Genomic DNA, 22,666 nt, shown 5'->3' with positions numbered 1-22,666 from the left:
CGGTGTCTCCTCGTCCGGATACGCTGGAGGGAGGCGGGGCAGCCGCCCGGCCGAGCCGCATTCGATCACAAGTTCTAGGGTTTCGGCATGGCACGACCGCGGCGCATCGTTCTCGTCCGGCACGGGGAGTCGGAGGGCAATGCCGACGACTCGGTGTACGAACGTGAGCCCGACCATGCGCTCAGGCTCACCGAAGCCGGTCTGCGCCAGGCCCGGCAGACCGGGGAGCGGCTGCGCGAGCTCTTCGGCGAGGAGCGGATCAGCGCCTACGTCTCGCCGTACCGCCGCACGCACGAGACCTTCGCCGCGTTCGGGCTGGACCCGGCCCGGGTGCGGGTGAGGGAGGAGCCGCGGCTGCGCGAGCAGGACTGGGGGAACTGGCAGGACAGGGACGACGTACGGCTTCAGAAGGCGTACCGGGACGCGTACGGGCACTTCTTCTACCGCTTCGCCCAGGGCGAGTCCGGGGCCGACGTGTACGACCGGGTCGGGGCCTTCCTGGAGAGCCTGTACCGGAGCTTCGAGGCGCCGGACCACCCGCCGAACGTGCTGCTGGTCACGCACGGCCTGACCATGCGGCTGTTCTGCATGCGCTGGTTCCACTGGACCGTGGCCGATTTCGAGTGCCTGACCAATCCGCGCAACGGCGAAACGCGGTCCCTGCTGCTGGGGGAGGACGGTCGCTACACCCTTGACCAGCCGTTCGAACGCTGGCGGGTTCCCGAGCCGTACGGCCGCACCGGATAGAGTGGCAGCGCGATGACCGCTGACTCCTCCACCGTCCGGCGCTTCGAACGCGCCCTGGCCAGCCTGCGTGGGCTGTCCCTGGGAGACGCCCTGGGCTCCCAGTTCTTCGTACCCGCGAACTACCCGCTGCTCAAAAGGCGCGAGCTGCCGCCCGCGCCCTGGCAGTGGACCGACGACACCGAGATGGCCTGCTCGGTCCTGGCGGTGCTCGCCGCACACGGCCGCATCGACCAGGACGCGCTCGCCCGTTCCTTCGCCGAGCACCACGACTTCGACCGCGGCTACGGCCCCGCCGTCAACCGGATGCTCCGGCTGATCAGGGAGGGCGGCGACTGGCGTGAGCTCGCCGCCGCGCTCTTCAACGGCCAGGGTTCCTGGGGCAACGGCGCGGCCATGCGCATCGCGCCGCTCGGTGCCTGGTACGCGGACGATCCCGAGCAGGCCACGCACCAGGCCGAGATCTCGTCGTACGTCACGCATCAGCACCGTGAGGCCGTGGTCGGCGCCATGGCCGTGGCGGCCGCCGCCGCTTTCGCCGCCGATCCCGCGGGGCCGCCGACACCGGCCGGGCTGCTCGACGGCGTGATCGCGCTCGTGCCGCGCAGCGCCGTGGGCGCCGGGCTCCGCCGGGCCCGCGACATGCTGGACTACGACGACCCCGGGACCGTGGCCGCGGTGCTCGGCTGCGGACGGCGTACGAGTGCGCACGACACCGTGCCGTTCGCCCTCTGGTCGGCCGCCCGGGCGCTCGGCGACTTCGAGCAGGGCTTCTGGACCACCGCGAACGTGGGCGGCGACGTCGACACGACCTGCGCCATCTTCGGCGGAGTCGTCGCTGCGGGGGAGGCCGGAGCCCCGCCGGCCGGGTGGCTGGAGCAGACCGAAGAGCTGCCCGAATGGGTCCCGTCCCGCGCGGTCTGATGCCGGCCGCCTGCCGGACGCGGTGGTTCCGTGACTGTCACGGTCCTGCCACAGCCGGGCTCCGGCGGCGTCGGGACGGTGTACCGGGGCTAGTCTGACGGCCACGCCGCCCTGTTGATCATGAGGGGCGTGCGTCTACGAGACACCGGGCCCCGGTCACGGCACCCCTGCCGTCTCCCCGCCCGGTCGGGAGGGGGTCCCGTGTCCGATACGCCGTCCACACCGTCCATACCGCCCACACCGGCTGAACCGTCCGACACCGGGCGCGGCGTGGAGGCCGCGCCGCAGAGCTCGGCCGCGCAGCCGCAGCCGAGGATGTCGTACCGGGAACAGCACAGCAGGGCGACGCAGCCCCAGCGCTACCAGCCCTGGCCACCGCCACCGGCCGGACCGCGGCCGTCGCCCGGGCCGCCGAAGTGGCTGATCGCAGTACGGCCCGGACCGCCCGCCGGGATCCGCCCCGCCACGCTCGTGGCGGCTTTGGCCACTGCCCTGCTGAGCGCCCTGCTGCTCGGTGAGGGCCTGGGCCTGAACCTGCTCTTCGTGACGGTGCCGACCGCGCTCGCCGCCGGCTTCGCCGCCCGGGCGGCAGGCCGCCGCCTCCGCCCCTGGACGTTCGTCTGGGCAGTCGGCGGCCTGGCCCTGCTGGCCGTTCCGGCGTTGCGCGACGCGGGCTGGCCGACCTTCCTGGCCTGCGTGTCCGCGCTGGCGCTGGGCTCGCTCGCCCTGCACGGCAACCGCACCTGGGCCGGTGTCCTCGCCGGTTCCCTGGGCATCTTCGGTTCGCTGGCCTCCGGCCCGGCCTGGGCCTGGCGCGGTATGCGCGAGCGGGCGGAGGTGTCGCGCGGCCGCTGGGCGCCCATGGTGCGTACGGCCCTGGTCGCCGCCGTACTGCTGGTCGTCTTCGGCGCGCTCTTCGCCTCCGCGGACGCCGCCTTCGCCGGTCTGCTCGGCGGCCTCACGCCCGACGTCTCCGTCGCGGACAGCCCCTGGCGGATCTTCCTCTTCGCGCTCGGCCTGGTGGGCGCCCTCGCCGCTGCCCGCACCGCCGCCGCTCCGCTGCGCTGGGACCGCCTGGAGATACGGCCGGGGCGTGCGCGCGGCCGCGCGGAATGGGCACTTCCGCTGGTCGTGCTCAATCTCCTCTTCACCGCCTTCATCGCCGTCCAGCTCGCCGTCCTGTTCGGCGGCTACCGCAAGGTGCTCAGCGAGACCGGCCTGACGTACGCCCAGTACGCGCGCCAGGGTTTCTGGCAGCTGCTCTGGGTCACCCTGCTGGTCCTTCTGGTCGTCGCCGTCGCACTGCGCTGGGCCCCGCGCGGCACGGACCGCGACCGAGTCCTGGTGCGCTCGGTGCTCGGCACCCTGTGCGTCCTCACGCTGGTCGTCGTCGCATCCGCGCTGCGCCGCATGGACCTGTACGTCGACGCGTACGGTCTGACGCGGCTGCGCATCTCGGTGGCAGCGGTCGAGCTGTGGCTGGGTCTGGTGATCGTGCTGATCATGGTGGCAGGGGTCCTGGGGGCCCGCTGGCTGCCGCGCGCGGTCGCCGCGAGCGCGGCGGCCGCCGTACTGGCCTTCGGCCTGGTCTCGCCGGACGGGCTGGTCGCCGAGCAGAACGCGGCGCGCTACAAGGACACCCCCGAGAAGCTCGACGTGCACTACTTCCAGGACCTGTCGGCCGACGCCGTACCGGCACTGGACAGGCTGCCGGAGCCGCAGCGCTCCTGTGCGCTGGTGGGCATCGCCGAACGGCTCGACGGCAAGAACGAGCCCTGGTACGCGACGAGCCTCGGTGTGGCGAGGGCGCGCGAGATCATCGAAGAGCGCCCCCTGGACGTCGACGAGACCGAGTGCCGGAAGCTCGGTACGTACGGCGACGGGCGTGGGCCCTACAGCGAGTACTGACCGACCGTCGGAGGTCAACGGGCCGGGGGCGGAGCCGCACTGCGGCTCCGCCCCCGGCCCGTTCCGGTTCTCTTCGGCCGCGTCGTCCTCAGGCCGTCCCGGGCCCCGCGGCGGCGGCCGCTCCGCCGAGTGCTTCCAGGCCGCTCCCGCGCACCCGGAGGGCGAACAGCGCGTCGGCGACGGCGAGTCAGCTCGGGCCGACGTCCCCCGAACGCCACCGGTATGCCTTCGGCGAGCACAGGGTGCCCCAAGGCGGCGGGAGTCCGTTCCGGCACCGGGGAGTCCCCCCGGCGCCGGCGGCGCGGAGGGATCCGTACGCCGGGGGCACCGTGTCCACGGTCGAGGTGAGCGCGCCGCTCATGCCCTGGAGCGCCCGCGCCGTGAGTACCTGCCACAGCCGGGCCGCGTCCGGCTTGTGCGACGGAGGTAGCCGAGAGGCAGTCACTACGAGTTCTGGAAAGGGGAGTTGGTGGACGGACGGTCCTCAAGGCTGCCGTCTGCCGCCGTCGGCCCCGGGGAGGACCGCGTCGCGGACGCCCCGCGATCCGGACTGCGAGATCTCGACGAGGCGCCGGACCGGGCAGCATCCGCGAAGATCTTCACCGGCTCTGTCGGCGGGTGCGCGGAGCGATGTGTTCCGCAATCGGCTTCGCGCTGTGCCCGGTGCTTCACGAATGCGACGGTGCGGTGGCGGAATGGTTCCGCGCAGTGATTCTGTGTCCGCTGACCGAGCCTCCGACCCGGTTCTTCTGTGAGGTCGTACGCTGTGGGATCGAGCGGGGCGATGCCTGGCCCGACACCGCCGGCGACCTGGTCTTCGACGCGCCCCCGGTCTGATGGCGTACCGCTCGAAGGTGTGCGGGAGCGAAGGGGTGGACGGGGGGACTGCCGAGACGATCGACCGGGCCATGGTGCCGCTCCTGCGAGCGGTGACCGGCTGCCCGGCCCTCGTTCCGCCCCTCGCCCCGGCCCGTTTTCGTCCTTGGCGGGCCCCGGGTTCCGCCCGGGGTGTCCCGGCGGACTCCGGCGGCGTAATCTGTCTTGCGCCATGCCGTACGAACCACCCACCCACGCCGTCGAGCGCTCACTGCGCGCCACCACCGGTGCCAAGATCATCGCTGGTGTCGACGAAGTCGGGCGCGGAGCATGGGCCGGACCCGTCACCGTGTGCGCGGCCGTCACCGGTCTGCGCCGCCCGCCCGACGGGCTCACCGACTCCAAGTTGATCAGCCCGAAGCGCCGTGCCGAGCTTGCCGCGATCCTCGAGGGATGGGTCACGTCGCACGCCCTCGGACACTCCTCGCCCGAGGAGATCGACGCACTCGGGATGACCGCCGCGCTGCGGCTCGCCGCCGTACGCGCCCTGGAGGCGCTGCCGGTGCGGCCGGACGCGGTGATCCTCGACGGGAAGCACGACTACCTCGGGCTGCCCTGGAAGGTCCGTACGGTCATCAAGGGCGACCAGTCATGCATCGCGGTCGCGGCCGCCTCGGTGATCGCCAAGGTGCGGCGGGACGCGATGATGGCCGAACTGGAGGCGGAGTCCGGGGAGTTCGCCGACTTCGCCTTCTCGGCCAACGCGGGATATCCCTCGCCCGTGCACAAGGCGGCGCTCGCGGAGCGGGGGCCCACCCCGTACCACCGGCTTTCCTGGTCCTATCTCGACGCGCTGCCCCGGTGGCAGCACCTCAAGAAGACCCGGATCCCGGCGGAGGCCGCCGCTCTGGAAAACGGGGGCCAACTCGGCTTCGATTTCTGACCGCACGCATGTGCCTACCCGCTGCTGCGTTTCGCGGCGGCATTTGATAGACATCCACTCATGCCTCTCTCCCCCGAGGAGCCTCAGATTCACGAGAGCGCCCAGGGTCCCCGCGTCACTCCGGCCACCGGCCGTCCCGCGTCGACCCCCCGTCCCGTACCCGGTCCGCGTACCGCGGCCACGCCGCGTCCCGGACGTCCCGTGCCCGGCCCGGCCAGGCCCGCGCCTCCGGCGCAGCGGCCGCACACACCCGGTGGCCGGTCCCCGTCCCCGCGGCAGGAGAATCGTTCCGTGCCGCAGATCCAGCTGATCCCCGCTCCGGCGAACGGCGCGCTCGACGCCGCCGACGAGGCGGTCGACGTGCTGCTCGACTCCGGCCGCGCGCCGGGCGACGTCCTGGTGCTCACCACCGGTGAGCAGCACCCCTGGGCCGCTCACGAGCTGTCCTTCGGCGAAGCCGCCTACTGGGCACAGCACGATGCCCGTGACGACGTCTTCTACGCGGACGCAGCCGCCGCGGAGCGGGCTGCCGCCAGGCCCGTCGTCATCGTCGCGGTCAACGGCGAAGGCGGCGGAAGCGACGACGTGCTGACTCGTGCGCTGCCGTCCGCCAAGGCGCGTGCGAGCACGCTGCTGATCGTGTGCGGAGACCCGCAGCGGGTCAACGCGGTGCTCGGCGCGGGCGTCTGAGGCGTACGCCCGCGCAGGCCCTGCGGTCCGCGGGGCGGGCGAGAGGCGCGCAGGCCGGCGGACCGCTTCAGCGGGCCACCGCCCGCCGCAGCGCGTCCGCCGCCCCGCCGCCCGTGCGCGGCGGGGACGGCTCGGCCTCGGCCTCGGCTTCCGCCAGGCCGACCGGGTGTGATCCGGTGCTCGGGCGACGGCCGCCACGGCCTTCGCCGAGCACCTGCCAGCCGCTGTGCGTCAGCGTGATGTACGCGCCGCAGCGCAGCCCGTGCAGCGTGCAGGCGTCCCGCAGACCCCACATCCACGCCCCGTCCTCCTCGGTCCAGCGCTCGTCGCCGTCGCGGCAGTAGAGCAGCACGGCGGTCCGCACGGGCGTGCGGCGGCGCAGGTCGTGCGGGATGACGCGGCGCAGGTGCGCGAGCAGGACGTTGCGGAACTCCCAGCCGTCGGCGGGGACGGAGCGCCGGACGAACGAGGCGCTTGCGGTGAGCCGTTCCTCGGTGTCGAGGACGGCGACGACTGCTGTGGCCGGTGTGGGGCGATGCCGCGCGTGCAGTCCGCTGACGACTTCACGCGGATTGCGCAGCAGCGGTATGCCTGCGGCCGCCCACTCGGACGGTTCGAGTGTCCGGCCCAGACGGCTGACGGTGTCGGCGGGGTTCAACGAGGCGGCGGACGGAGCGAATCCGAAGGTCACTGTCCTCCCTTCGCATACGCGCCCAGAGGATGGGCAGGGTCGGTTGGGGCGCACCGCGGCACAGCCCTTCCGGTCCACAGGCGGGCCGTGCGGGGGAGCGGTCCAATTCTCGCTGCCCCGTGGGGCGTGCGGCAACGAGCAATTGACGCGGCCGACTGAAATCTTCGGGTATGACGTGGATATCCCTGCCCAAGCCGGCCGCGGGCAATGCCTCCCGCTCACGTCTGAACGGCGAGGACCAGTGGAAACACCCCCTCCCCTCCGCTCCGGCCCGGCGCAGCAGCCTGGCCGCCACCGCGAGCGTCCAGCCGGTGTCCTGGCGATCGTCGACGAGCAGGTCGGTTCCAGCGCGGGCAGCGACAGCGGGCGCCCCGCCGTGGCCGGCGCGTCGAGAGTGCGGCGTACCCGCTCCTCCGGCGGGGAGGCGACGGAGGCGAAGTGGCGCAGTACTGCCGGATCGCCTCGTCCTCGCGACCCGGCAGGAGCAGTGCCTCGGCGTGGGCCACACCACGGTCCGCGCGGCCCGCCTGCTGGTAGCAGGCGATGGGGGAGGGGGGCGAGCCCAGGCGCACGGCGGAACCGAGATCCGGTTTGCCGAGGCCCGTGCCCAGCGCGGAGGTGGCGACGAGAGCCTTGAGCCGGTTGGCGAGCAGACCCTTCCCGGCCCGCATCCGCTCCGCGTTCTCGTCCTGCCGGTGTACGACGCACGGGCCTCGCCCGCCACCAGCAGGCCGGTGGCGACGGCCGGTTCGGGCAGCACCTCGTCGCGGAAGGCGGGGTTGTTCAGCCGCTGGGGGCGCACGGGACTGAGAGGGCATTCGAACTCCGGGTGAAATAACTGCTCCGGCCTGCGCAAACATGCCGACCGGGGAGGGGTGGGCCGAGCGCTCCGGCCTGGCTGTCCTTGATCGGTGCGTGGCCGGTGGGCCGCTTGTGGTCAGGGCGTAACTATGGGTGAGCTGGCCGATTGTCAGTGCCATCGGGTTGCATGGGGGTATGGACAACCTGGAGCTGCGCACTGAAGCCGACGTCATCCTCGCCGAGCTCGTCGGTGCCCCGGGGGGTTCGGCCCGGTTGCGGGAGGACCAGTGGCAGGCGGTGGCGGCTCTGGTGGAGGAGCGCCGGCGGGCGCTGGTGGTGCAGCGGACGGGGTGGGGCAAGTCGGCGGTGTACTTCGTTGCCACCGCTCTGCTGCGTCGGCGTGGCTCCGGCCCCACGGTGATCATCTCGCCGCTGCTGGCATTGATGCGCAACCAGGTCGAGTCGGCGGCGCGGGCCGGTATCCAGGCGCGCACCATCAACTCGGCCAACCCGGAGGAGTGGGACACCATCTACGGGGAGGTCGAGCGCGGCGAGACCGACGTTCTCCTCGTAAGTCCGGAACGCCTCAATTCTGTTGATTTTCGCGATCAAGTGCTGCCCAAGCTCGCGGCCACGACCGGTCTGCTCGTGGTCGATGAGGCGCACTGCATCTCCGACTGGGGTCACGACTTCCGCCCCGACTACCGCCGGCTGCGGACCATGCTGGCCGAGCTTCCCGCCGGTGTGCCGGTACTGGCCACCACCGCGACGGCGAATGCGCGCGTGACGGCGGACGTGGCGGAGCAGTTGGGTACCGGAGCCAGTGAGGCCCTGGTGCTGCGCGGTCCGCTGGAGAGGGAAAGTCTGCGGCTGGGCGTGGTGCAGCTGCCGGATGCCGCGCACCGCCTGGCGTGGCTCGCCGAGCACCTGGACGAGCTGCCGGGCTCGGGGATCATTTACACCCTCACCGTCGCGGCGGCCGAGGAGGCCACCGCCTTCCTGCGGCAGCGCGGCTTCAAGGTGACCTCCTACACCGGGAAGACGGAGAACGCAGACCGGCTGCAGGCCGAGGTCGACCTGCAGGAGAACCGGGTGAAGGCGCTGGTCGCGACGTCTGCGCTGGGCATGGGCTACGACAAGCCGGACTTGGGCTTCGTGGTCCATCTCGGCTCGCCGTCCTCGCCGATCGCCTACTACCAGCAGGTGGGGCGCGCGGGGCGCGGCGTGGCCCACGCCGATGTGCTGCTGCTGCCGGGCAAGGAGGACGAGGCCATCTGGCGCTACTTCGCCGATACCGCCTTCCCGCCCGAGACGCAGGTCCGCCAGACCCTCTCGACCCTCGCCGACGCGGGGCGGCCACTGTCCGTGCCGGCCCTGGAAGCGGCTGTGGATCTTCGGCGTACCCGGCTTGAGACCATGCTCAAGGTGCTCGACGTCGATGGCGCGGTCAAGCGGGTGAAGGGCGGCTGGACGGCCACGGGAGCCGACTGGGTGTACGACGCCGAGCGGTATGCGTGGGTGGCGCGGCAGCGGGCGGTCGAGCAGCAGGCCATGCGCGATTACGTGAGCACGTCCCGGTGCCGGATGGAGTTCCTGCGCCGGCAGCTGGACGACCAGGGGGCGATGCCGTGCGGTCGTTGCGACAACTGCGCGGGAGCCTGGGTCGATTCGTCCGTGTCGACGGAGACGTTGACGGGGGCGGCGAAGGAACTGGATCGCCCGGGGGTGGAGATTGAGCCGCGCCGGATGTGGCCGACGGGGATGCCCGCCCTGGGCATCGACCTCAAGGGGCGCATCCCGGCCAAGGAGCAGTGCTCCACCGGGCGTGCCCTGGGCCGGCTCTCGGACATCGGCTGGGGCAACCGACTGCGCCCGCTACTGGCCGAGAACGCGCCCGACGGGCCGGTCCCCGACGATGTCCTGCAGGCCGCGGTGGCGGTCCTCGCCGACTGGGCGCGCTCTCCGGGCGGCTGGGCGCCGAACGTCCCGGATGCCTCGGCCCGGCCGGTAGGAGTCGTCGCCGTACCGTCCCTGACCCGCCCGCAACTGGTCGGTTCCCTCGCCGAGGGAATTGCGACCATCGGCCGCCTCCCGTTCCTGGGCGCGCTGACGTACACCGGGCCGAGCGGCGCGCACGCCGCACGCCGCAGCAACTCCGCCCAACGCCTCAGGGCGCTGTCCGGGATCTTCGCCGTCTCTGCGGAGCTGGCGGGTGCCCTGGCCGGCTCTCCAGGCCCCGTCCTGCTCGTGGACGACTGCACCGACTCCGGCTGGACCCTCGCGGTCGCTGCCCGCCTGCTCCGCCAGGCAGGCAGCGAACAGGTTCTTCCGCTGGTTCTCGCTGCGGGAGGCTGAGCTTTCATTCCTCGGCACCTCCCACTCGACGCTCGGCAGGCGCGAGGGTGGCTTCGCGGTGGAACCCGGCTCTGCCCAAGCCCCGCACCTTCACCCTGGCGGGCATCAAGTCCCGCCCCTTCCGGGCAAGCCGCTCGGTCCAGTGGTCGCCGGTGCAGATTTCGCAATCCACACCGGTCCAGAAGGCCCTCACCCTCTTCGGGATCACAGGTCAGTGATCACTGTCGCCACCCCCAGTGGGCAGAACGCCCGGTCTGCCCCCCCGTCACGTCCCCGCAGACTCCGACGCCGTCTCGGACCGTATCGGGTCGGCCGGTTTCGCGTGCGTGACGTCCGGCTGGGCACGCACGTCCTCCCCGTCCCCAAGAGACACCAGCCGTCCGGGAGAGGGTACGAGACAGCGCACGGCCGCGACCCGTACCGGCGCGGACTCCGGCGGGCCGGGCCGGGGAGTTCCGGCAGCAGGTCCTCGTAGACCGCGCGAAGAGGTTCAGTCCCGGGATCGCGTACTCGAGCACGCGGTGGATCCAGTCGCCGCCGCAGCGGCCGTGGACCTCCCCGAGACCATCCCGCCCGCGGTGAGCCACAGTTCCACGTGGAAGCCCCGGTCTGCAGACCCAGGGCCCGCGGTGACCTGATGACCGGACTTCGCGCGTACGGGGCGGGGGAGTCCGGCGGGCAGAACGTGCCCCACCTCGACGAAGTACGGCGGCGGCACCTTCTCCTTCGCCGTGACGGCGAGGATCTCGGGGGAGCCGTTCAGGAAAACACCCTCGACTGCCCTCGCCGTCGAACTCGGGTTCCGTCACGAACTCCTCGACCAGGAACGGCTCCTGACCGGGAAGGAGGTCCAGAGCGGCGGACAGCTCGACGGGGCGGGTCGGCAGGCTCACTCCCACGCTTCCCGTTGCGTCGCGCGGCTTGACGCTCCACGGGCCCGGCGAGTCTGGCAGGAACGCGGCGGCCCCGCCCGGCGCGGAGAAGTACACGGCACTGGCCGAGTCCGCCTGGGCGGTCACCTCGTCACGTGCGGACACAGGCGGAAGTACTAGCGGCCAAAGAGAGGGCAGGGACCATCGTCCTATAGCGCAGAGGCTCTGCGGCAAGCCAAAGTAATGACCACGGCGAGGAAATAGGCAGAGGCCATGATGGGAGTGATCGTGTCCGCGCAGGTAACAATTGATCCGGGCCACTTCAGCCAGTTCGGAGAAGCCACCGGAAGCACCTTCTGTCTGATTACGAATTCCGAGCTGGTCGATCGGATCGAAGTCGTCAAAACGGCACCGTACCGGGACTTCCTCACCATTACGCTGGATGTGGGAGACCGCTTCGAGGAAATCCTCGAAAGGAAGATCCCGGAACCCGCGCACGTGCTGGTGATCTCTCCCCACAGGTTCTTCGAATCGCCGGATCCCGATCTGGTGGGGCAGCGGAAGATCATGGGGATGGCGTGCAACTCGACGCCCACCGGCCTCGAGGAGATCCGGCACTTCCTCGGTGTGATGGAACGGACCTCGGCAGCCGACCAGGCGGCATTCTGCGACACCTTCTTCGAACTCGCCGAGGACGCGGACCACCTGGTGTACGTCGACCCCGTGCACGGCACCCGCGCCACCCTCGACCACCTGCGCGACGGCCTGGTGTGGAACCAGCAGGCCGGACCGCTGGACTGGGGCGACCAGCAGATCGTCCCGTCCGGTGAGATCAGCGTACTGCCGGTCGAGATCAGGGAGTTCGACGAGGCCCTGAAGCTGCCGCTGGAGGGCGAGATCACGCTGCGCGGCTACCCGATCCTGCACAACGGCACCCCCTCCTTCTCCCGGATCGACCAGGCCCGTATCCACTCCCAGCTCTGGGCGATGCACGACAACGCGATCAAGGCCACCGTCGAGGACGGCAGGATCAGGCGCTTGGAGGCGCTGGACGCCGGAGCGGCGCCGGCCGTGGCGATGCTGGAGCAGATGTTCGCCGTGGACTCCCGCTACCGGATCGTGTGGGAGATCGGCCACGCCCTGAACACCTCGCACGACATCCTGCCCGGAAACCATGCCATGAACGAGGTGTACGGCGGTACGGAAGGCTGCCTGCACTTCGGCCTCGGACTCACTCCGTACACCCAGTACCACCTGGACATCATTTCGCCCGACACCCGCGTGCTGACCAGTAATGGAGTCGCGGTGATCGGCCACCCGGACCACCCCGCGGTGGAGAGGGTCGTGGCCGCCGCATAGCGGATCACGACCGTCCGACCGTCGGGGTGAATGCAAGAAAATAAATCAAACAGGAGGTGACTTTCCATGAAGAAGATCAAGGTGCAGAAGAACCGCAACTACCTGGGCACGCTCCTGGGCTGAGTACCGACCCGTGGCGGGGCATGCGCAATGCCCCGCCACGGGGTTCCCATCGTTTTTTCTAGGGAGTTCACCCGTGTCACCGCTGGATTTAAGGACAAGCGACTTCGATCAGTTCGGCGAGCCGGTCGAGACATTCTGTCTCGTTACGAGTGAACAGCACGGTGAGCCGATTTCCCTGTTCCCCGGTGATGGGTATTCCCGCGTACTCCATCTGACGCTGCCACCCGGCACGCGCCTGGGCGAGCTGATCACGCGGAGCGTCCCCCCGGACGCGCACGTGCTGGCGGTCTGCCCCGGGCTGTTCCTCGACTCGCCGACCCCGCAGGAGCTGGGCGGGCGCAAGCTGGCCGTGCTGCCGGCCGGGTCCACGCCGCTGACCGACGAGCACGTCCGTTACTTCCTGAGCACCGCCGCCCGCACCGATGTCGCCCAACACGCCCGTATGGCCGAGGAGTTCTTCGACCTGGTGGGCGACAGCGACCGGCTGACGATCGTCGACGACGCCTCCGGAACGGAGGCCGAGTTCGACCACACGGTCGGCGAGTGCGTCTGGAACCAGCAGGCGGGCGTCCTGGAAGCGGGCGACCAGCAGATCTTCCCTTCGGGCAAGCTGAGCGTCACCGCCGCGGACATCACCACCTTCGAACCGGAGGCCCGGCTGCTCGGCCTCAACGGGGATCTGACCCTGCGCGGGTGGCCGGTCGTCCACCGTCACGAGGACCCGGCCGACGGCGCCGACCAGCAACGGCTGTTCGAAGCGCTCTCGCCACTCGTCTCCAACGCCGTGACGCTGCACATCGCCGCCGGAAGCATCGAGGGCGTCACCCCGCAGACGCCGGGGGCGGCGTCGGCCGCCGTGGAGCTGGAGAAGCTCCTCACCGACGATCCGCGCTACCGCGTCATCTGGGAACTCGGCTTCGGGATCAACACCACCACGGAGATCATTCCAGCGAACTGCGGCCCGAACGAGGCGTACGGCGCCACCAGCGGTGTCGTGAACCTCGGACTGGGAATCACGCCGGCCACGCGCTTCGCCCTGGCCTTCCTCTGCCCCCGCAGCTCGCTGGTGACATCGGACGGAACCGCCGTCCTCGGCGCCCGCAAGGCGGTACGCCGCGGCCGGATGCAGCGCGTCTCCAGCGCGAGCTGCGGCTGCCACTGACCCCAAGGAGTGAAGCACGCCATGACGATCAACCCCGAACTGCGCAAGAAGGTCGACGCGACCCTCGACACCTTCATCAAGGACTTCTACGAGACGGTCCCGTACGCCCAGCACCAGAAGAACTCCTCCGAGCTGAACCTCGACTACTACAGGCGCCACAACATCGAGACGATCCTGCGGCTGCGCCGCAAGCGGACCGTGGACGCGCTGGCCATCAAGTACTTCACCAAGGTGGACCCGGTACAGGCCAAGGCGTGGGCGCACTACACCGACGACGAGATGCTGCACGACCGGCTGTTCGCCGCCGACCTCGCCAAGGTCGGCGTCACCAAGGACCAGATCTACTCCACGGAGCCGCTGCTCTCGACCAAGCTGCTCACCGGATACCTGCAGTACGGCATGGAGTTCGAGGACAGCCCGCTGGCGCTGATCACCAGCGTGTACTTCGTGGAGTACGTCACCACGCGCACCCAGCCCGACTGGCTGGACAACCTGGGCGACGTCCTCGGCGAGGACAACGTCAAGGGCGCCCGCGCCCACGTCAACACCGACCTCGACGACGACCACGACGACTTCGTGTGGCGGGTGCTGTCCACACTGGTCACGTCGGAGGCCGACGAACAGAAGGTCGCCGAGCACCTCGACAACATCTACTGGCTGTGGAAGCTCTACTTCGTGGAGCTGCACCAGCTCACCGTGCTCGGCAAGAGCGACTCCCGGGCTCCGCTGCCCACCGCGGCCGAGGTCTGAGCGGGGCGGCGGTGGCTGACGACGACCGTGCCACGCGTCCCGACGGGCGGCAGAGAGTCGAGGTACTGACTCTGCCGCCCGGCCGGGAGCTGCCGACCGAGACCGAGAAGTGGATCGTGGACGGTCTGGTCCTCGCCATGCCGGGACTGCACACCCGGCAGCTGTTCACGCTCCGCCGCGACATGCTGACGGAAGCCGACCATGTCGTCATCGGGGTGGACCGGCAGCGCGACCGGGTTGTCGCGCTGCTCACCTCCCGATGGGCGGAGATCCCGTCGGGGCGCCCCTGTCTGCACATCATGATCCAGTTCGTGGGCGACGCGTACCGCAACGGCGCGATCTTCAAGGAGAGCTGGGCGCGGCACTTCGCCCGGCTGCTCGCCGACGGCCGCCCGTTCCCCGAGGTGATCGCGCTCAAGACGTACAACCCCGTGGTGCACTGCGCGATGTCGGCGTTCAGCGGTCATCCGGACGTCAGCATGTACCCGGACCTCGCGGGCAAGGACGACAGCCAGGCGGCCCTGGCGGCCGAGGTGAGCGAGGCACTCGCACCCGGAGCGGCCTTCGACCCGGTGCGCGGAGTCGTCCCGGGCATCGGCCGTCCGGTCGACCTGTACCGGGAGAGGCCGCTGAGCCATGTGCCCGAGGCCAACCGGTACTTCGCCGAGCACGCGGAGCCGGGAGACCGGGTGCTGTGCCTGCTGCACGTACCCACGCAGGCGGGGGCGCACTCGATCCTCACGGCCCTGGGGCTGCCGTTGTCCTCCGGGCAGAGCTGAGCCCTGCCGGCCAGCCGGGTCCGGCGCCCCCTACGAGGCTCCGGGCCCGTCGCCCGCACCACCACTCCACGCACTCCAGGAAGGCGAGGCAGCATGGCAGACGCATTTCCCCTCGACTACTCCCGGGCACGCGCGGACTTCCTGGCCGCCGCAGAGGAGGCGGGCGCACGCCTGAGGACCTTCACCCTGCCCGGGCACAGCGGGCCCGACGGCGGCGAACTCTGCGTCGACACCGCCTATCTGGGGCCGTCCGACCCGGCGAAGCTCCTGGTGACGGTGTCCGGGACACACGGCATCGAGGGCTTTTGCGGCTCGGCCTGCCAGACCGGGATCCTGCTGCGGGAAGGCGTCGCGAAGGCCGCCGCCGGGACCACGACCGGCGTGCTGCTCGTCCACGCCCTCAACCCCTACGGCTTCGCCTACCTGCGGCGTGTCAACGAGGACAACGTCGACCTCAACCGGAACTTCGTCTACCACGACGCCCTGCCCCACAACGGCGCCTACGACACCGTGCACCGCACGCTGGTGCCGACGGACGCCGCCGAGTTCTCTCCCGGAGAGCTGGTCGCGAACCTCACCGCGCTCCGCGACCGGCTCGGCCCGCAGCGTCTCCAGGAGGCCGTGACCAGGGGCCAGTACCGTCACCCCGACGGCCTGTTCTACGGCGGACACGCGCCGACCTGGTCCCGGCGGGTGTTCGAGACGGTGGTGGCCGAGCAGGTCGCCGGCGCCGCCCACATCGGTTACATCGACCTGCACACCGGTCTCGGCGAACGCGGCGTCGGCGAACCCATCTTCCGCGGCGGCCGCGACGCCGGCGCCCACCATCGGGCCCGCCGGTGGTACGGCGACGCGCTCACCGTCTCGGAGCACGGCACCTCCTCCTCCACGCCGATCGTGGGCAACACGGCGACCGCGGTGGCGGACGGCCTCGACGCCGGCAGCCGACTGACCGCGATCACCCTGGAGTTCGGTACCCAGCCGGGCCCCGAGGTGCTGCTGGCGCTGTGCGCCGACACCTGGCTGCACCGGCACCATCCGCCGAACGACGCCGTCCGCTCCGACCTCAAGCGGCTGATCCGCGACGCCTTCTGCCCCGCGGACGACGCGCGTTGGCGCGAGCAGGTCCTCCAGCGGGCGCGTGAGGTCTTCGACCAGGCCGTCGTCGGCCTCGCCGACACCAAGCAGGGGGAGGCCGCGTGACGTCCCGGAGAGCCGCCCTCACCCCGCACATGCTGGAGTACGCGGAGAAGTCCGACGGCCGCGGCGACATCCGGTGGCTGCCGTACCTGATGTACTTCCGTCCCGCGAACCACGTCTCCAACGTTGTCAACGACGACACCCCCGGCTGCCGCGTCTCCCGCGGTGCCGGGCAGCGGGCGTCGGCGGGCGGTCGCCGCCCGGACGGTCCGATCAGGTAGCTGGTGGGCGGTTCCACCGTCTTCGGCGTCGGCGCGACGAACGACGCGGCCACCCTGTCGTCCCGGCTGTGGACCAGGCACGCCCCGGCGAAACCGTGGCTCAACTGGCGCGCTGGCGGCCGGTGGGGGGCAGGCTGACACCTGTACCGCGTATCTGCTCCTGGTGGCCGGGGGCGGTGCTCCGTACCGCCGGGGAACTCCGGCATGCCGCAGAGGGCTTCGAGGCGTCCTTCTCCCTCGCCCCGCGCCACGCGACCGGCCGGTACCAGGGCCTGCTCGGCATGGGGTCCGGCCCGGGCGCGGCGATCGGTCCCGCCCTGCTCATCGCGGTGTGCGTCGAGCGGGGCCCGGCCGGGTGGTGGCTCGTGGGCGTCCCGCCCGCCGGGGCCGGCGCGCTCATACCGGCCGCGGGGCGCTGGGCCGAACACACGGGCCGAACACACGCGGACGGGCGCGGACGAGCCCGCGGACACCGGGTCACGTTGGCGCACGGACCGACGGCGCCCCGCTGAAGTCGCGCGGAGCCCGGTGGCCGCTACCGGCGCGTGGCAGGAATTCGTGGATGTCCGTCAGCAAGGTCACTGTTGCCGCTCACCTGCCGTGTCGCAGAGTAATCAGATGGTCAGTAGCGATACAACGCCCGCAGAGGGCCAGACGGAGCCGGCGCACGCCGGAGTCAAAACGGTCTGGCGGGAGTCGCCGACCGCAGTGAAGTCCCTGCTCGTCGGCACGATGGTGAACCGGCTCGGCGGCTTCATCCAGGTCTTCATGGTCCTGTACATGACCCAGCGGGGCTTCTCCACCTCCCAGGCGGGCGCCGCGCTCGGCGTCTACGGCGCGGGCACCGTGCTGGGAGTCCTGACCGGCGGCTGGCTGTCCGACCGGATCGGTCCGCGTCTGACCATCATGTGGACCCTGGTGAGCTCGGCGGTCCTGCTGCCCGCCGTCCTGTACCTGGACAGTTACGTGATGATCCTGGCGGTGATCGCGGTCGGTGGAGCACTCAGCCAGGCCTACCGGCCCGCCTCCACCAGCATGATCAGCCAGCTCATCCCCGCCGAACGCCAGGTCATGATCTTCGCCATGGTCCGGCTGGCGATCAACCTCGGTACCACGGCGGCACCGCTCCTGGGCGCGGCCATGGTCCAGGTGTCGTGGGACTTCCTGTTCTGGGGCGAGGCCGCGGCGGTCCTCGTGTTCGCGGCGGTGGCCGCGGCGACCCTGCCCCGCGCCGGGCAGTCCACGGCCGACGGCAGGAGCGACGACAGGAGCACGGCGGGGACCGGCACGTCGCAGGAGCGCAAGGCCAGCTATCTGACGGTGCTCGTCGACCGGCGCTATCTGCTCTTCCTGCTGGCGATGTTCGCCAGCTCCATGATCTACATCCAGTACGTCTCGACCCTCCCGCTGATGGTCCATGACCTCGGCCTGAGCACCGCCGTGTACGCGGCGATGGTCGCGCTCAACGGCGCGCTCGTCATCGCCTGCGAGCTGCTGGTCGCCAAGGTCGTGCAGCGCTGGCCGGCCCGGATCGCGGTGATCGCCGGCGTGGGCCTGACCGGCATCGGCATGAGCCTGTACGCCTTGCCTTGGGGGCTCGCCGCGCTGGTGATCGCGACCCTCGTGTGGTCGCTCGGCGAGATCATCGGCTATCCCACGCTCTTCTTCGCCTACCCGGCACAGGCTGGACCGCCCGAGCTGCGCGGGCGCTACCTGGGCGCGTCCAACTCCCTGTACGGACTGGGCACCGCGGTCGGCCCGTTCGTCGGCGTCACCGTCTGGAGCGAGTTCGGCAACGGCTTGTGGCTCGGGTGCGGGGCCGTCGGACTGCTCGCGGTGGGCGCCGCGTGGCTGGGCGTACGCCCGGTGGACGCCGACCGCGAAGCGCCGCAGGAGGAGCCGGACACCCGCGCCGGGCCCGTGGGACGCCTCGATGACACGGAGGCCGCCGCCGACAAATGAAGCACGTGGAGTTGTCACAATCTCAGGAGGAAAAAATGTCCCGCTACGTGATTCTGGTCGACCCCTACTCCGGCGCGGCCGAGTACGCGAACGCCTTCCGTGAGCGAGGCGTCGAACCGGTGGCCGTGCTGAGCACACCAGGCCCCCTGAACTCCTACCGGCGCACCTGGACGCCGGAGAAGTTCTTCCGGACGCACCACTACGACGGGGACTTCGACGAACTCGTACGGACGGTGAAGGGCTACGAGCCGGTAGCCATCGTGCCGGGCAACGAGTCCGCGGTCATGCTGGTGGACGAGCTGGTAGATGTCCTCATGCCGGGCACGGGCAACGTGATCGAACTGTCCGAGGCGCGTCGGGACAAATGGCCCATGGCCCAGACCGTCGCGGCGGCCGGCATCCCCCATCTGCGGCAGATCGCCACCGCCGACCCGGAAGAGGTCGCCGCCTGGATCGCGGGCAACGGCCTCGAGGACCGGCCCCTGGTGCTCAAGCCGCGCCGCAGCGGTGGCACGGACGACGTGCACAAAGTGGACGTCGGGGAGGACTGGAGGCCGACTTTCGACCGTCTCCTCGGCTCCGTCAACCGATTCGACATCGTCAACGACACTGTGCTCGTCCAGGAGTTCGCGGCGGGCACCGAGTACATTGTCGACACCTACTCGGTGGACGGACAGTTCGGCCTGGTCTCGGTCAGTCGCTACAGCAAGTCCGCCAAGAACGACCGCATCGGGATCTACGACGCGGTCGACTACCTGGAGCCGGACGACCCGATCGCGACGATGCTCGGCGAGTACACCCGGCAGGTGGCGCAGGCGGTCGGGATCCGCACCGGCTGCACGCACACCGAAATCATGCTCACGGCCGACGGCCCGCGGCTGATCGAGATCGCCGCCCGGCTGGCCGGAAGCAGTCTGCAGTACTCCGCACGGCTGGCCACCGGGGACAGTCAGATCGACCGCACGGTCCGCCACCACCTGGAGGGCACGTTCACCCCGTCGTACCGGATCGAGCAACCGACGCGGGTGCTGTGGTTGTCCAGCCCGCACGCGGGGACCCTGGCCGACGTGGAGGCGCTGGACGCGCTCCATGACCTGCCCACATTCCAACGACTCGGCCTGCCCTACCGCAACGGAGAGCAGGTCCCGCGCACGGAGGACCTGTTCACCAGCCTCGGCTGGGTCATCCTTGCCGGGCCGGACCAGGACGCCCTCGACGCGGACACCGCGCGGGTCAGGGAGATCGAGACACGGGTGACCGTGACGACCTGACACCGGGCCGATCCCGCCATAGGACTCTAGTCCTATGGCGGGACCGAAACCGACTGGTTAGTGTGGCCCTCACCCGGTCGAATTCTGTGTGAACGGCGACGTCATTTCGTCGAGTTGGCCGAGCAATCTGTCTACGTGTCGCCGTTCGCCATATTTTTCTCAGTCGGGTTTCCAAGTTCAGTGAATGAAGGCGGGAGCGGTCTGTGGAGTCGTTCGGGTGGGATGAAAATGCGTCGGAGCAGGAACGAATAATCAGTTGGCAGGCTCCACCGCTGAAATTCGGTGTCGGCGCCACCCGGGAAATCGGCCACGAGTTGCGCAAGGCCGGTATCACGTCGGTGCTGTTGGTGACCGACCCCGTCCTGGCCGGTCTCGGACTGCCCGCCCGTGTCGCCAAGCGGATCGAGCAGGAGGGGATCTCGGTCGTGTTGTTCGACCGGGCCCGGGTGGAACCCACCGACGAGAGCTGCGCCGAGGCGGCTCGTGAACTGGAATCCCTCCAGGTGGACGGTTACGTCGGTCTCGGCGGCGGCAGCTCGATCGACACCGCCAAGATGCTGAACCTGCTGCTCAGTTACCCCGGCCGCCCGGTACGTGACTACCTGAATGCGCCGATCGGCGCCGGGGCCCCGATTCCCGGCCCGCTCAAGCCGCTGGTGGCGGTGCCCACCACGGCCGGCAGCGGCAGCGAGTGCACCGCCATGGTCGCCCTCGGTGTCACGGACCTGAACGTGAAGACGGGGATCAGCGACCTGCGGCTGCTGCCCTCCCTGGCGCTGGTCGACCCGGTGAACACCCTGACGCTGCCCCCGGCGGTCACCGCCTCTTCGGGCTACGACGTCCTGACGCACGCCTGCGAGTCGTACACGGCGCGCGCCTACGACCGGCGCCCCCCGTACCCCACGCCCGGGGACCGGCCGTTGTACATCGGCGCCAATCCGATCAGCGACGTGTGGGCGGAGCAGGCGCTGGAACTGGTGGGCCGCTACCTCAGGCGGGCCGTGCTCAACTCCGCCGACCTGGAAGCCCGTACGGGAATGAGCCGGGCGGCGAGCTTCGCGGGGATGGGATTCGGCAATGCCGGAACCCACATTCCGCACGCCTGCGCCTACCCCGTAGCCGGGCTGGTTCGCGACTACCGACCGGACGGATACGAAGTCGACCATGCCATGGTGCCGCACGGAGCCGCGGTCGTCTCCACCGCGGCGGCGGCCTTCGAGTTCACGTACCCGACGTCTCCGGAACGCCACCTGCGCGCTGCCGAGTTGCTCGGAGCGAACCTCAACGGCGTGACCGAGGCCAATGGTTCGGACATACTTCCGGCCACGTTGCTGAGCATCGTCGCGGACACCGGAGGGCCCGCCGGGCTGCGGGACTTCGGCTATTCCACGAAGGATCTCCCCGAACTCGTCGAGGGCGCGCTCAAGCAGCAGCGGCTGCTGGTGTGCTGCCCGCGTGACGTCACCTCACGCGACCTCCAGCGAATCATCGCCGGTTCGATGGCCGGCTGACACCGAAGCAGTGCGGCCCCTCTCCCCCACCGCGCCAAGGAGCTGGATGCACCCGTGAGTGAAGCAGTGATACCGGAGTACATGGCTGTCATCGCGGGGAAGAAGGTTCCCACCACGCGGTGGATCGACGTCCTCGATCCGTCGAACGCCCGTCCTCTCGCACGCGTCGCCCGCTGTAGCCCGGCCGAGGTCCAGGCGGCCGTGGAGGCGGCCCGGCACACGTACGAGACGGTCTGGCGGTTCACGACGCCGGTGGAGCGCTCCCGGGTCTGCCACCGCATCGCCGACACCCTGCGAGCCGAGCGCGAGGAGCTGGCCAGACTGGAGACGCTCGACACCGGCAAGCCGCTCAGCCAGTCGCTGGTCGACGCCGACATCGCCGCCCGATATTTCGACTTCTACGCCAACGCCGTCGAGGCGCTCGGTGGTGAAACGATCCAGCAGCAGCCGGGCCGACTGGCTTTCACCCTGCGCGAGCCCTACGGCGTGTGCGGTCACATCATCCCGTGGAACTACCCGCTGCAGATCGCCGCCAGGACCGTGGCACCCGCCCTCGCGGCTGGAAACTGCTGTGTCCTCAAACCGGCCGAGGACGCGCCGTTGACCTCGCTCCGGTTGGCCGACATCGTTGAGGAAGCAGGACTTCCGACGGGAGCCCTGAACGTCGTGCCGGGCTACGGAAGGGAAGCGGGCGCCGCACTCGCCGCGCATCCCGACGTGGACCGCCTCGCCTTCACCGGCTCGCGGGAGGTCGGCGAGGCGGTGATGACCGCGGCGGCGCGGAACATCGTGCCGGTCACACTGGAGCTCGGCGGGAAGTCGCCGCACCTCGTGCTCCCCGACTTCGACGCCGCGCGGGCGGTGCCGCAGATCGTGGAGTCGATCACCGAGCACGCGGGGCAGAACTGCTCGGCCGGAAGCCGGCTGCTTGTCCACCGGTCTGTCCACAACGAGTTGGTGGACGCGCTTGCTGAAAGGTTTCGCTCCCTGCGTCTCGGCCCGGGGATCGACGATCCCGACATGGGTCCGCTCATCTCCGCGAAACAGCGCGACAGGGTACTCGGCTACCTGGCCGAGGGCCGACGGGACGCCGTGGTCCGCGTCGGCGGTGGAGTACCCGAAGGGGAGAGGTACACCGAGGGTTTCTACGTGGAGCCCACCATCCTCGACCAGGTGACCCCGGAACACCGGGTGTTCAACGAGGAGATATTCGGTCCGGTCCTCTGCGTGACGGGCTTCGACTCGCTGGACGAAGCGGTCGAACTCGCGGAACACACGACGTACGGTCTGGCCGCCGGAATCTGGACGTCCGACGTGACCACCGCCCACTGGCTCGCCCAGCGGCTGAGGGCGGGGCAAGTGTTCGTGAACAACTACAGCGCGGCCGGGGGAGTCGAGCTGCCGTTCGGCGGCTACCGACGCTCGGGGATAGGAGTGGAGAAGGGGCTGGTGGCGCTGCACGAATACACGCGGTGCAAGACGGTGGCGATCCACGCGGAGCTTCCTTCCTGACCCGTTGCGTCGACTCACTCGCACAGCCCGGACCTTACGAGAAGAGCGGTTCGTTCAGTTCACATAGCTGGA

Annotated in this window: 18 protein-coding genes and 1 pseudogene; 17 read left to right on the top strand and 2 right to left on the bottom strand. The window is 70.4% G+C overall.

What is annotated here, in order from left to right:
* Positions 1 to 87 precede the first annotated feature (87 nt).
* The 5 genes from BN1555_RS07620 (at position 88) to BN1555_RS07595 (ending at position 6,025) form a co-directional block, all read left to right on the top strand.
* Positions 88 to 747 (top strand): histidine phosphatase family protein, encoded by a 660-nt coding sequence (locus BN1555_RS07620; protein WP_093798663.1) that lies wholly within the window; start codon positions 88 to 90, stop codon positions 745 to 747.
* A gap of 12 nt (positions 748 to 759) precedes the next feature.
* Complete coding sequence (locus tag BN1555_RS07615; RefSeq protein ID WP_093798662.1) at positions 760 to 1,668, top strand: ADP-ribosylglycohydrolase family protein; 909 nt, start codon at positions 760 to 762, stop codon at positions 1,666 to 1,668.
* Between the two features lie 201 nt (positions 1,669 to 1,869).
* On the top strand, positions 1,870 to 3,576 hold the full coding sequence (locus BN1555_RS07610; protein ID WP_255305929.1) for a DUF4153 domain-containing protein: 1,707 nt from the start codon (positions 1,870 to 1,872) through the stop codon (positions 3,574 to 3,576).
* Between the two features lie 1,048 nt (positions 3,577 to 4,624).
* A complete protein-coding gene (locus tag BN1555_RS07600; protein WP_093798660.1) occupies positions 4,625 to 5,335 on the top strand; it encodes a ribonuclease HII in 711 nt (236 codons plus the stop codon).
* 60 nt (positions 5,336 to 5,395) lie between these two features.
* Positions 5,396 to 6,025, top strand: coding sequence for a hypothetical protein (locus BN1555_RS07595; protein ID WP_093798659.1), 630 nt, complete (start codon positions 5,396 to 5,398; stop codon positions 6,023 to 6,025).
* Between the two features lie 67 nt (positions 6,026 to 6,092).
* Here the strand turns inward: BN1555_RS07595 and BN1555_RS07590 are convergent, their stop codons facing one another.
* Both BN1555_RS07590 and BN1555_RS07585 read right to left on the bottom strand, forming a co-directional pair.
* Positions 6,093 to 6,716, bottom strand: a complete 624-nt coding sequence (locus tag BN1555_RS07590) for a hypothetical protein (protein ID WP_093803262.1) — start codon at positions 6,714 to 6,716, stop codon at positions 6,093 to 6,095.
* Positions 6,717 to 7,055: 339 nt separating this feature from the next.
* A pseudogene (locus tag BN1555_RS07585) lies at positions 7,056 to 7,422 on the bottom strand (helicase-related protein); the annotation flags it as partial.
* Between the two features lie 290 nt (positions 7,423 to 7,712).
* On the opposite strand from BN1555_RS07585, the gene BN1555_RS07580 reads away from it, so the two are divergent.
* The 12 genes from BN1555_RS07580 (at position 7,713) to BN1555_RS07525 (ending at position 22,594) form a co-directional block, all read left to right on the top strand.
* Positions 7,713 to 9,872 (top strand): RecQ family ATP-dependent DNA helicase, encoded by a 2,160-nt coding sequence (locus BN1555_RS07580; protein ID WP_093798658.1) that lies wholly within the window; start codon positions 7,713 to 7,715, stop codon positions 9,870 to 9,872.
* Positions 9,873 to 11,017: 1,145 nt separating this feature from the next.
* A complete protein-coding gene (locus BN1555_RS07575) occupies positions 11,018 to 12,103 on the top strand; it encodes a hypothetical protein (protein WP_093798657.1) in 1,086 nt (361 codons plus the stop codon).
* A gap of 196 nt (positions 12,104 to 12,299) precedes the next feature.
* Positions 12,300 to 13,388, top strand: a complete 1,089-nt coding sequence (locus BN1555_RS07570) for a hypothetical protein (protein WP_141662824.1) — start codon at positions 12,300 to 12,302, stop codon at positions 13,386 to 13,388.
* Between the two features lie 21 nt (positions 13,389 to 13,409).
* Complete coding sequence (locus BN1555_RS07565; protein WP_093798655.1) at positions 13,410 to 14,138, top strand: hypothetical protein; 729 nt, start codon at positions 13,410 to 13,412, stop codon at positions 14,136 to 14,138.
* A gap of 11 nt (positions 14,139 to 14,149) precedes the next feature.
* Positions 14,150 to 14,917 (top strand): hypothetical protein, encoded by a 768-nt coding sequence (locus BN1555_RS07560; protein ID WP_093798654.1) that lies wholly within the window; start codon positions 14,150 to 14,152, stop codon positions 14,915 to 14,917.
* Positions 14,918 to 15,010: 93 nt separating this feature from the next.
* Entirely contained in the window at positions 15,011 to 16,120 is a 1,110-nt protein-coding gene (locus BN1555_RS07555) for a M14 family metallopeptidase (RefSeq protein WP_093798653.1), read from the top strand.
* Complete coding sequence (locus BN1555_RS07550) at positions 16,117 to 16,338, top strand: hypothetical protein (RefSeq protein WP_093798652.1); 222 nt, start codon at positions 16,117 to 16,119, stop codon at positions 16,336 to 16,338. The genes BN1555_RS07555 and BN1555_RS07550 overlap by 4 nt, the downstream gene beginning before the upstream one ends.
* Before the next feature lie 68 nt (positions 16,339 to 16,406).
* Complete coding sequence (locus tag BN1555_RS07545) at positions 16,407 to 16,850, top strand: MFS transporter (protein ID WP_141662823.1); 444 nt, start codon at positions 16,407 to 16,409, stop codon at positions 16,848 to 16,850.
* A gap of 106 nt (positions 16,851 to 16,956) precedes the next feature.
* Positions 16,957 to 18,300: an MFS transporter gene (locus tag BN1555_RS07540; protein WP_093798650.1), complete on the top strand. Its 1,344-nt coding sequence runs from the start codon at positions 16,957 to 16,959 to the stop codon at positions 18,298 to 18,300.
* A gap of 35 nt (positions 18,301 to 18,335) precedes the next feature.
* Complete coding sequence (locus BN1555_RS07535; RefSeq protein ID WP_176709987.1) at positions 18,336 to 19,571, top strand: ATP-grasp domain-containing protein; 1,236 nt, start codon at positions 18,336 to 18,338, stop codon at positions 19,569 to 19,571.
* Positions 19,572 to 19,774: 203 nt separating this feature from the next.
* On the top strand, positions 19,775 to 21,082 hold the full coding sequence (locus BN1555_RS07530; protein WP_093798648.1) for a hydroxyacid-oxoacid transhydrogenase: 1,308 nt from the start codon (positions 19,775 to 19,777) through the stop codon (positions 21,080 to 21,082).
* Positions 21,083 to 21,136: 54 nt separating this feature from the next.
* On the top strand, positions 21,137 to 22,594 hold the full coding sequence (locus BN1555_RS07525; protein WP_255305928.1) for an aldehyde dehydrogenase family protein: 1,458 nt from the start codon (positions 21,137 to 21,139) through the stop codon (positions 22,592 to 22,594).
* The last annotated feature ends 72 nt before the right edge of the window (positions 22,595 to 22,666 follow it).

This window comes from Streptomyces sp. Wb2n-11, assembly GCF_001049855.1.
Taxonomy (GTDB): domain Bacteria; phylum Actinomycetota; class Actinomycetes; order Streptomycetales; family Streptomycetaceae; genus Streptomyces; species Streptomyces altiplanensis.
This window is presented reverse-complemented; position numbering and strand designations above follow the sequence as displayed.

What these genes read in the sequence shown, in the direction of transcription:
- BN1555_RS07565 (WP_093798655.1), top strand. Translation starts at nt 13,410, where the DNA reads ATGACGATCAACCCCGAACTGCGCAAGAAGGTCGACGCGACCCTCGAC.
- BN1555_RS07580 (WP_093798658.1), top strand. Translation starts at nt 7,713, where the DNA reads ATGGACAACCTGGAGCTGCGCACTGAAGCCGACGTCATCCTCGCCGAG.
- BN1555_RS07595 (WP_093798659.1), top strand. Translation starts at nt 5,396, where the DNA reads ATGCCTCTCTCCCCCGAGGAGCCTCAGATTCACGAGAGCGCCCAGGGT.
- BN1555_RS07620 (WP_093798663.1), top strand. Translation starts at nt 88, where the DNA reads ATGGCACGACCGCGGCGCATCGTTCTCGTCCGGCACGGGGAGTCGGAG.
- BN1555_RS07600 (WP_093798660.1), top strand. Translation starts at nt 4,625, where the DNA reads ATGCCGTACGAACCACCCACCCACGCCGTCGAGCGCTCACTGCGCGCC.
- BN1555_RS07540 (WP_093798650.1), top strand. Translation starts at nt 16,957, where the DNA reads ATGGTCAGTAGCGATACAACGCCCGCAGAGGGCCAGACGGAGCCGGCG.
- BN1555_RS07555 (WP_093798653.1), top strand. Translation starts at nt 15,011, where the DNA reads ATGGCAGACGCATTTCCCCTCGACTACTCCCGGGCACGCGCGGACTTC.
- BN1555_RS07615 (WP_093798662.1), top strand. Translation starts at nt 760, where the DNA reads ATGACCGCTGACTCCTCCACCGTCCGGCGCTTCGAACGCGCCCTGGCC.
- BN1555_RS07535 (WP_176709987.1), top strand. Translation starts at nt 18,336, where the DNA reads ATGTCCCGCTACGTGATTCTGGTCGACCCCTACTCCGGCGCGGCCGAG.
- BN1555_RS07575 (WP_093798657.1), top strand. Translation starts at nt 11,018, where the DNA reads ATGATGGGAGTGATCGTGTCCGCGCAGGTAACAATTGATCCGGGCCAC.